The organism is Tumebacillus amylolyticus, assembly GCF_016722965.1.
Taxonomy (GTDB): domain Bacteria; phylum Bacillota; class Bacilli; order Tumebacillales; family Tumebacillaceae; genus Tumebacillus; species Tumebacillus amylolyticus.
This window is the reverse complement of the sequence record NZ_JAEQNB010000006.1, coordinates 251,159-260,276: the sequence shown is the minus strand read 5'-3', so window position 1 is coordinate 260,276 and position 9,118 is coordinate 251,159. Positions and strand designations below refer to the sequence as shown.

Sequence of the window (9,118 nt, the reverse complement as noted above, 5' to 3'; positions counted from 1 at the left end):
ATGAGAAAAAAACGATTCATCGGCTGGACGGCTCTGGTGCTCTCCCTGTTGTTGCTCCCGCTTTCGACGGCAGCAGAGGCGCAAGGGTTGCATTCGTTCGACGAAGCTGCCGTTCAAGCGTTTATCGAAGACGAGCAGGGGGCTTCCAAGATCCCCGGTCTCGCCGTTGTCATCGTCGAGGGTGACAAAACGATCTATCAAAAAGGATTCGGGTACGCCAACACCTCCGACAAACGTCCTGTTACGGAAAAAACACTGTTTGAATTGGGTTCCAATTCAAAAGCGTTCACGGCGCTCGCCGTGCTCCAACTGGAATCCGAAGGCAAACTGCATCTGTCCGATCCAGTTACGAAGTACCTCCCTTGGTTCGCGATGAAGGGGAAGGGCAACAGCGATGAGATTACGGTCGGCGACCTGTTACACCACACCAGCGGGATTCCGGCGAAGTCGCTGGGGGAACTCCCGGTCAGTCAAGGCGACCGCGCAATCGAAGAGACGGTGCGAGCGATCCTGCCTCTGGAACTCAAGTGGGAGCCGGGCACCAAGTTCGAGTACGCGACCGTCAACTATGACGTTCTGGGCCTGATCATCGAGCGCGTCACGGGCCAGCCCTTTCAGGCTTATTCGCAAGAGCATGTCTTGCACGCGCTCGGGTTGACCTCCACCTATGCGGGGCGAGAGTCCGTTCCGACCGATCAGTTGGCGCTCGGATACAAACGTAATTTTTTGCACGCGTCTCCCTACGAGGCTCCGTACTTTGAAGGCAACACACCTGCGGGGTACTTCATTTCCGACGCAGAGGACATGGCGCAATGGCTGAAAATTCAACTGGGCACGGCGACTCCGCCGATGCTGTCCTCCGACTTGATCCGGAAGTCTCATGAGCCGGATCGCTCGGTCGCACCTGACGCGGACGGCTCGTCCTATGCAGACGGGTGGAGCATCTACCAAAGCGGTGGTGGAGAAGTGGTTCACCAAGGGCAGAATCCCAACTTCTCCTCCTACCTTGCGTTTCGTCCCGGAGAAGAGATCGGCGTGGCGGTGCTGGCTAACCAGAACAGCGATTACACGTCGCACATCGGCGACGGCATCTTGAAACTCATGCTTGGCAAGGAGATCAAACCACTGGTTTCCGATACGACGAAAAAAATGGACCAGATCGCATCTGCCGTTCTCTTGTTGCTGGTCCTCGGTTTGCTCTCCCTGATCGCTCTGGTGGGTCGGCAGGTTCTGCAAGTCGCACGAAGAGCCCGCACGTTCCGGTTCCCACGGGGCAAGTCTTGGGTGCGACTCCTCACAGCGCCCGCCATGCTCGGGTTGTTTTACGAGGCGTTGTACCAACTGCCAGACCTGCTGTACGGGGGGATGCCTTGGACTTTTATCAAAGTTTGGGGTCCGGAGACGTTGTGGCTCGCCGTTCAAGGAGCCGCCCTCCTTGGGACTGTGTACGCGGTGTATGCCGTTCTCAACGTGTTGTTCCCCAAGCCTGATGATCGGTCTCTGCTCTCGCTCGTGCTGTTGAGCGTGATTTCCGGGTTTGGCAACGCATTCTTGATCTTCGTGATCAACGAGACGTTCGTACGCACCGACAATCTCAAAAACGGACTGTTGTTCTTTTTCCTGCTTGGGATCGTCATGTACGTCCTCACCCAGCGGTTCATCCGGGCCAGGATCGTCACCTACGCAAACGAACTCGTCTACAGCAAGCGCATGGAATTGATCGACAAGCTCCTCAAGACTCCGTACTACAAGCTGGAATCTGTCGAAAAGGGACGCATCGAAGCGACTCTGAACAACGACACCGAAGTGATCTCCCGTTCGCTGAACCTGATGGTAACCAGCGGGACGAGCACCGTCACGCTGTTGTTCTGTTTCCTCTATCTGGGGCTTATGAACGTGTATGCGTTTCTGATCTCGCTCGTGATCATCGGCATCACGGTCGGCCTCTACACGCTCGTCGGGCAACAGGTGGACAAGGTCTACAACGAGACGCGAGATATCCAGAACAAGTTTTTCCGACTGATTCAAGATCTGACGCGCGGCGCCAAAGAATTGAGCTTGCATCGGAAAAAAAGCGAGGGCTTCCGCGACACGATGGACGAGACGTGTGGCGAGTATCGGGACAAGCGGACGCTTGGCGACGTGAAGTTTGCCAACGTGTTCGTGCTCGGCGAGCTGCTGTTTGTGATCGTGATCGGTGTGGTTGCGTTCGTGTTTCCCGAAATTTTTACCAACCTTCCGAAAGACACCATTCACAATTACGTGTTGGTCTTCCTCTACATGACCGGCCCGGTCAACGACCTGCTCAACGGATTCCCGCAACTCGTCGTCGTGCGCATCTCTTGGCAACGCATCCAGGAAATGCTGAAGTCGATCTCCGATCTGCAGGGGATGCAACAGGCGGCCGCAACGGCAGAGCCTGTGGAGGCGCCGGTGCTTTTGAAACTCAGCGGGGTGAGCTACACGTACAAACACGGGGAAGGTCACACGTTCGGCGTCGGTCCGATTCATTATGAGTTCCGTTCCGGCGAAATCGTGTTCATCACCGGGGGGAACGGGAGCGGCAAATCGACCCTCTCCAAGCTGATCACCGGGCTCTATGCACCCGATGAGGGGGAGATTCGATTGAACGGGCGGGTGGTGACGCCGGAAGAACTCACCCAGAACTACTCGGCGATTCTCAGCGACTTCCACCTCTTCGATCGTTTGTACGGCATCGACGCAGAAGCCAAAGCGAACGAGATCAAACACTATCTCGACCTGCTGCAACTCAGCGACAAAGTGCAGGTCGAGCAGGGCCGTTTCAGCACGACAAAGCTCTCCACCGGTCAGAAAAAACGTCTCGCTTTGCTCTTGTCCTACTTGGAAGATCGACCGATTCTCTTGTTCGACGAATGGGCGGCCGACCAAGACCCGGAATACCGCCGCTTTTTCTACCAAGATTTGCTTCCGCAGATGCGGGACAGCGGCAAGTGCATCATCGCCATCACTCATGACGATCACTACTTCGACCTCGCTGACCATATTCTCGCGATGGACATGGGTCAGATTCGAAACCAATCACCCGAGGAGGTACGAACATGAGCAAAGAGATCAAATGCGTGGTCTGGGACCTCGACAACACAGTCTGGGACGGCGTGCTGCTTGAATCGGCAGACGTAACGCTCAAGCCCGGAATCGCCGAGATCGTTCGCGAGCTCGACAATCGTGGGATCGTACAGTCGATCGCCAGCAAAAACAACCGCACAGACGCGCTCGCCAAATTGCAAGAATTCGGACTCGCAGACTATTTCCTCTATCCGGAAATCCACTGGAACGCCAAGTCCACTTCGGTGGAGAACATCCGCAAGAACTTGAACTTGGGAATCGACACGTTCCTTTTCATCGACGACCAGCCGTTCGAGTTGGAGGAAGTCCAGAGCGTTCACGAGCAAGTGCTGTGCTTCGATGCAGCGGAGTATGAGGGGCTGCTGGAGTTGCCGAGGCTCAACCCGAAGCTGATCACAGACGATTCTCGCCGTCGTCGGTTGATGTATCTGGAAGACATGCAACGCAACGCGGACGAAGAATCGTATGAAGGTCCCAAAGAGGAGTTTCTGGCAACGCTTGACATGAAGTTTGTGATCTCCGAGGCGCAGGAAGTCGACTTGCAGCGGGCGGAGGAGCTGACCCTGCGCACCAACCAGCTCAACTCGACGGGCATCACCTACGACTATGACGAGTTGGACGCGTTGCGCACCGACGAGAACCACCAACTCTTGGTCTGTGAATTGACCGACAAGTATGGCTCGTATGGAAAAATCGGACTTGCCCTCGTCGAGATCAAGCCCGATGCCCACCACTTGAAGTTGCTCTTGATGTCTTGCCGCGTCCTGTCGCGCTCGGTGGGCTCTGTGTTTCTCACGTATTTGATGCAGAGCGCGAAGGAGGCCGGCAAGAAATTCCGCGCCGATTTCCGACAGACCGAACGCAACCGGATGATGTTTGTGACCTACCGCTTCGCCGGTTTCCGAGAAGTGAGCAACGAAGCGGGGATGACGCTGTTGGAACACGATCTGGCGGTCATAAGCCCTTATCCCGGATACATTGACTTGCACGTCCCGGCCACGAGCCACAACTAAGGAGGAAGAAAGCTGATGACGACAATGGAAGAGCAAATCCGTTCCTTTATAAAAAGCAATCTCGTCGTGTTCGCAGGAGACGCTGTGTTCACAGACGACGATAACATTTTTGAACTGGGGTATGTGAATTCGCTGTTCGCCATGCAGATGCTGTCTTACATCGAGAACGAATTCGCCTTGACCGTTGACAACGACGATCTGGTGATCAGCAATTTCGCCACCGTCACGAACATCGCCACGTTGATTCGAAAAATCCAAGGGAGCCAGTCCGCATGAGGACGGCGCAAGAGATCCTTCAAGCGGCGCAGGCGTTCGCCGAGGAGGAACTCCGCCCGCAAGCCGGGGCGTTTGAAGCTGAGGAGGAAATTCCGCGCGAGGTCATACGTCGATTGGCGCAACAAGGCTTCCTCGCGGCGAGTTTCCCGGTGCAGTATGGCGGTCTGGCTCTCGATCCGGTCGAGTACGGTCTGTTTACCGAAGAGATCGGCAAGGCCTGCAACTCCATGCGGGAACTGATCACCGTCCATACTTCACTGGTTGGAGAATCGTTGCTCCGATGGGGCACTCCTGCGCAAAAAGAGCACTGGCTCCCCAAGATGGCAAGGGGTGAACTCTTGGCGGCCTTCGCATTAACAGAACCGGACGTCGGCTCTGATGCCCGTGGCGTGCGCACGACCTACGTGAAAACGGAGGAGGGTTTCCTCCTCCAAGGGCGCAAGAAATGGATCTCGTTTGCCGACATTGCCGATCTGTTTCTCGTCATCGCGTCGGACGCACAGACAGGCGAGGTGACCGCTTTCCTCGTGGAACGCAGTCAAACGGGCGTCTCCACGACCAAGATGAGCGGGCTGCTCGCGAGTAAAGCGTCACATCTCGCCGAGATCGACTTGCACGACGTCGTCGTGCCGCACGAAAACGTGCTGGGCCGCATCGGGGGCGGGTTCTCCTACATCGTGAACAGCGCATTGGATCACGGACGCTACAGCATCGCTTGGGCAGGGGTGGCCATCGCACAGGAATCGCTCAACGCGATGGCGACCTACGCGAGGACGCGTCGACAGGGCGGCAAACTCATCTGCGAATACGATGCGGTGCAAGCGCTGCTCGCAGACGCGCACGTCCAACTCCAAGCGGCCCGCGCTCTCTGCTTGAGTGTGGGACGCTTGCGAAAGGACAAGCACCACGAGGCGATGATCCAGACTTCGATCGCCAAAGTCTTCACGTCCAAGATGGCGATGAAAGTTGCCACCGATGCGGTGCAAGTGTTTGGTGGGAACGGGTTTTCAAATCAATATCCGGTTGAGCGGTTGTTCCGTGAAGCGAAGGTGCTGGAAATCATCGAAGGAACTTCACAAGTGCTTCAACCGGTGATCGCGCAACAGGTGTTGCGAACCTGTCACCATCGAGGGGCAGAAGCATGAGGCAAGACAGAGAGGGAGAGGTGCAAGTGGCGAACGCGGTGTTCATGTTTCCGGGAGTCGGCTCCCATTACTCCGGAATGGGCAAGTATTTTTTTGACAATTTCCAAGTGGCTCGCGAGACATTTGAAGAAGCAAGCGAGACACTGGGTTTCGACATGGCGACGCTTTGTCTGGACAAGTCGCACAAGGCGGAACTCGACCAACTCCAACATGCGCAGACCGCGTTGGTCACCGTCAGCGTGGCGACCTATCGCGTGTTCCAGCAGGAGATCGGCCTGAAACCGGACGCGATGCTCGGCTATTCGCTGGGCGAGTATTCCGCACTCTGTTGTGCGGGCGCGTTTGGGCTCTCCGATGCTCTTCGCTTGGTGAAAGCGCGTGGAGAGATCGTCAGCGAACACGCCGCATCGGTCGATGGCACGATGGCGTGGGTGACCAATCTCGCTCCCGCTGCGGTGGAAGAGATTTGCGCAAACGTGTCGGAAATGGGAGAGCCGGTGTACGTATCAGCCTATGACACGCCGCTGAAAACATCGATCTCCGGCACACAGGCGGCCATTCGTCTGGCAGGCGATCTCGTCGTCAAGCAAGGGGGGATCGCGATTCCGATCAAGATGAGCGGCCCGTTCCACTCGCCGATCATGCAACCGGCAGCCGACCGTTTCTTGAACTTATTGCAGGAGACGCAGATGCGCGTTCCCTCCGTTCCTGTAATCGCCAACCGCAACGCCCTGCCTTACGGAACCTCTGAAACGGTAGCGGACAACTTGTACCAACAGTTGGTGCATCCCGTTCGTTGGTTGGATTCCTTGCGCTATCTGCTGGAAGCGGGCCTGACGACCGCCGTGGAGATCGGACCGAAAAACGTCTTGCAATACCTCTTGCAAGCCGTCGCACCCGATGTGCTGTCCTGCACGTACGACAAGGAAAAAGACGTGCGCAAGTCGGAGCGGATGTTGGTCGTGCAGCAAGAGGACTATCCGCACATCATCGCTCAATGTTTGGCTGTCGTAGCGGGGACGAGGAACCACAACCGAGACGGTGCCGATTACGAACGCCGCGTTGTGAATCCGTTCCGACACGTTCAAAACGCATGGGAAGAGCGAAACGCATCCGGTTTGGCGACGAGTCAAGCCGATGTGCAAGAAGCTCTCCAGATGATGCAGACGGCGCTGGAAGCCAAGCGTGTGCGCCAAGAAGAACGCGAGCGCCATCTGCGCGACGTACTCGGGCGAAAATTGTTGAAAATTCAAGCCTAAGGGCAAAGGGAGTTCCTTCCATGTTCAAAAAAATCGGAATTGTAGGAGCCGGCACGATGGGGATCGGGATGTCGGTCGATCTGGCGCTGCACGGTCTGGAAACCGTGTTGGTCGACGTCACAGAGGAGCAACTGCAAAAAGCGGAAGCGGAAATTCTCCAAACGGTGCGCTTTGCACCCTTGGTGAACAAAAAACTTCCACGCCTGCAAGCAGATGAAGTCCGTGCAAGGCTGCACTTGACCACCGACCTCGACGATGTCGCCGATTGCGACTTCATCGTGGAGAACGTGCCGGAAAACTGGAGTATCAAAGAGCCGATCTATCGTCGACTGGACGAAATCTGCAAGGAAGAGACGGTGTTTGGCGTCAATACGTCCTGCATTTCGATCACAAAAGTCGGGGGTGTGACAAAGCGGCCGGATCGCATCATCGGCATGCACTTCATGAACCCGGTCTATTTGAAGCCGACCATCGAAGTGATCCGGGGCTACCTCACGTCTGATGAGACGGTGGCGAACGCAGAAGCCTTCCTTGCCCAACTGGACAAAGATGCGATCGTCGTCAACGACCAGACCGGGTTCGTCTCCAACCGCATCTCACATTTGTTCATGAACGAAGCGGCGTTCGTCGTCATGGACGGAGTCGGCACGGCCAAGCAAGTCGATGAAATTTTCAAGAAATGTTTCGGGCACAAAATGGGCCCGCTGGAAACTGCCGATCTGATCGGGCTGGACACCGTTATGCACTCGTTGCAAGTGCTGTACGAAGAGTATCAAGATCCGAAGTTCCGCTGTTGCCCGCTGTTGAAAAAGCTGGTGGATGCCGGGTACTGCGGACGCAAATCGGGGCAGGGGTTCTATTCGTATTCCAACTAAACCAAGGGAGTGTGCTTGCACATGGCTGAGAAAAAAATCGAAACGATCCTTCACGACTACATCTCCGAGCATGTAGACGACGTGGAGTTTGACCACGAAACCGAACTGTTCGAAGAAGGACTGGTGAACTCGCTGTTCGCCATTCAGTTGATGACGTTCTTGGAGAAAGAGTTTGGCATCAAAGTCACGATGGATGATCTGGACATGGACAACTACAAATCGGTATCGGCGATTGCGTGCTTCATTCGAGCCAAGCAAGCGGCACAGGTGTAACGCCATGAAACAACACCTGTCCTCTGCTCAACAGGAGCTCTACTCCGAGTTCCTGACGTTTGTCCACGAACACGTGGAACCCAGCGCCAACCGGTGGGACATCGACCAAGGCATCCCGCATGAGACGATCTCGCTCTGTGCAGCGCGCGGATATCTGGGTGGGACGGTTCCGACCGAGTTCGGCGGTCAAGGTTGGGACTATGTAACCTACGGCCTATTTAATGAAGCAATTGGCCGTGGGAGCATCTCCCTGTCCGGCATGTTCAACGTACACACGATGGTGACCGAAACGCTTTGCAAGTGGGGAACAGACGACCAACAGAAGTTCTGGCTTCCAAAGCTTGCCTCCGGGGAACAGGTGGCGGCACTTGCGTTGACCGAGCCGGGAGCGGGTTCCGACTTGCAGATGATGAAGACGAACTATCGCCGAGAAGGGGACACCTTCATTCTCAACGGCGTAAAAAAATGGATCACGTTCGGCGCAGCAGCCGATGTGTTGTTGGTGTTTGGGAAACTGGATGGGGAACAGCCGATTGCTTGCTTGGTCCACAAGGACACGCCGGGCCTGACGATCACCCACATCCCGGACATGCTCGGGTTCAAAGCGTCGTACCTCGCGATGCTGGAGTTTGACAACGTCCAAGTTCCCGTGGAGAACATGATCGGTCGCCCGGGTTTTGCCATCTCCTATCTCGCGCCGTATGCCTTGGAATTCGGGCGCATCTCCATTGCCTGGGCATCGCTTGGGCTGTTGCGCGCGTGTGTCGAGACTTGCGGGGCACATGTGATGGATCGTGCGGCGTTTGGAGCCAATCTGATCGACCACGGAATGATCTCTCACATGATCACCGATATGGGCGTCGATTTGGAAGCAGCGACCTTGCTTTGTCTTGAAGCATGTCGAGCCAAGAACGAGCACCGGGCGGATGCCACGGAAAAGATCATGATCGCCAAATATTTCGCATCGCGGGCAGGAGCGCGCCACTCTGCAAATGCCGTGCAGATTATGGGAGCCCTCGGGTGCAATGACAACCACTCCGTCTCTCGGTATTACCGCGATTCGAAAACGATGGAAATCGTCGAAGGCAGCAACCAGATTCATCAACTTTTGCTTGGAAAAAGCTTTGCGAAAAAAGCCAAGCGGGCGGTGCGCAAATGAGGTTCCCGTT

Annotated in this window: 8 protein-coding genes; all 8 read left to right on the top strand. The window is 55.9% G+C overall.

Going from position 1 to position 9,118, the window contains the following annotated elements; genetic code table 11:
- Genes JJB07_RS18865 through JJB07_RS18830 form a run of 8 tightly spaced genes read left to right on the top strand, consistent with a single transcriptional unit; the run spans window position 1 to window position 9,108 of the window.
- Window positions 1-3,084 carry a cyclic peptide export ABC transporter gene (locus JJB07_RS18865; RefSeq protein WP_201637625.1) on the top strand — a complete coding sequence of 1,028 codons (3,084 nt, stop codon included), beginning with the start codon at window positions 1-3 and terminating at the stop codon, window positions 3,082-3,084.
- Window positions 3,081-4,121, top strand: a complete 1,041-nt coding sequence (locus JJB07_RS18860) for an HAD-IIIC family phosphatase (RefSeq protein ID WP_201637624.1) — start codon at window positions 3,081-3,083, stop codon at window positions 4,119-4,121. Before JJB07_RS18865 ends, JJB07_RS18860 begins: the two co-directional genes overlap by 4 nt.
- A 15-nt stretch (window positions 4,122-4,136) precedes the next feature.
- Window positions 4,137-4,397 carry an acyl carrier protein gene (locus JJB07_RS18855; protein ID WP_236588197.1) on the top strand — a complete coding sequence of 87 codons (261 nt, stop codon included), beginning with the start codon at window positions 4,137-4,139 and terminating at the stop codon, window positions 4,395-4,397.
- Window positions 4,394-5,542, top strand: a complete 1,149-nt coding sequence (locus JJB07_RS18850; protein WP_201637623.1) for an acyl-CoA dehydrogenase family protein — start codon at window positions 4,394-4,396, stop codon at window positions 5,540-5,542. Before JJB07_RS18855 ends, JJB07_RS18850 begins: the two co-directional genes overlap by 4 nt.
- Window positions 5,539-6,801: an ACP S-malonyltransferase gene (locus tag JJB07_RS18845; RefSeq protein WP_201637622.1), complete on the top strand. Its 1,263-nt coding sequence runs from the start codon at window positions 5,539-5,541 to the stop codon at window positions 6,799-6,801. Before JJB07_RS18850 ends, JJB07_RS18845 begins: the two co-directional genes overlap by 4 nt.
- 20 nt (window positions 6,802-6,821) lie before the next feature.
- Window positions 6,822-7,676 carry a 3-hydroxyacyl-CoA dehydrogenase family protein gene (locus JJB07_RS18840; protein ID WP_201637621.1) on the top strand — a complete coding sequence of 285 codons (855 nt, stop codon included), beginning with the start codon at window positions 6,822-6,824 and terminating at the stop codon, window positions 7,674-7,676.
- 21 nt (window positions 7,677-7,697) lie between these two features.
- Entirely contained in the window at window positions 7,698-7,949 is a 252-nt protein-coding gene (locus JJB07_RS18835) for an acyl carrier protein (RefSeq protein WP_201637620.1), read from the top strand.
- A gap of 4 nt (window positions 7,950-7,953) precedes the next feature.
- Window positions 7,954-9,108, top strand: a complete 1,155-nt coding sequence (locus JJB07_RS18830; protein WP_201637619.1) for an acyl-CoA dehydrogenase family protein — start codon at window positions 7,954-7,956, stop codon at window positions 9,106-9,108.
- The last annotated feature ends 10 nt before the right edge of the window (window positions 9,109-9,118 follow it).

Excerpts from the sequence above, each read along its gene's own strand:
- JJB07_RS18865 (WP_201637625.1), top strand. The coding sequence starts at position 1 with ATGAGAAAAAAACGATTCATCGGCTGGACGGCTCTGGTGCTCTCCCTG.
- JJB07_RS18860 (WP_201637624.1), top strand. The coding sequence starts at position 3,081 with ATGAGCAAAGAGATCAAATGCGTGGTCTGGGACCTCGACAACACAGTC.
- JJB07_RS18855 (WP_236588197.1), top strand. The coding sequence starts at position 4,137 with ATGACGACAATGGAAGAGCAAATCCGTTCCTTTATAAAAAGCAATCTC.
- JJB07_RS18850 (WP_201637623.1), top strand. The coding sequence starts at position 4,394 with ATGAGGACGGCGCAAGAGATCCTTCAAGCGGCGCAGGCGTTCGCCGAG.
- JJB07_RS18845 (WP_201637622.1), top strand. The coding sequence starts at position 5,539 with ATGAGGCAAGACAGAGAGGGAGAGGTGCAAGTGGCGAACGCGGTGTTC.
- JJB07_RS18840 (WP_201637621.1), top strand. The coding sequence starts at position 6,822 with ATGTTCAAAAAAATCGGAATTGTAGGAGCCGGCACGATGGGGATCGGG.
- JJB07_RS18835 (WP_201637620.1), top strand. The coding sequence starts at position 7,698 with ATGGCTGAGAAAAAAATCGAAACGATCCTTCACGACTACATCTCCGAG.
- JJB07_RS18830 (WP_201637619.1), top strand. The coding sequence starts at position 7,954 with ATGAAACAACACCTGTCCTCTGCTCAACAGGAGCTCTACTCCGAGTTC.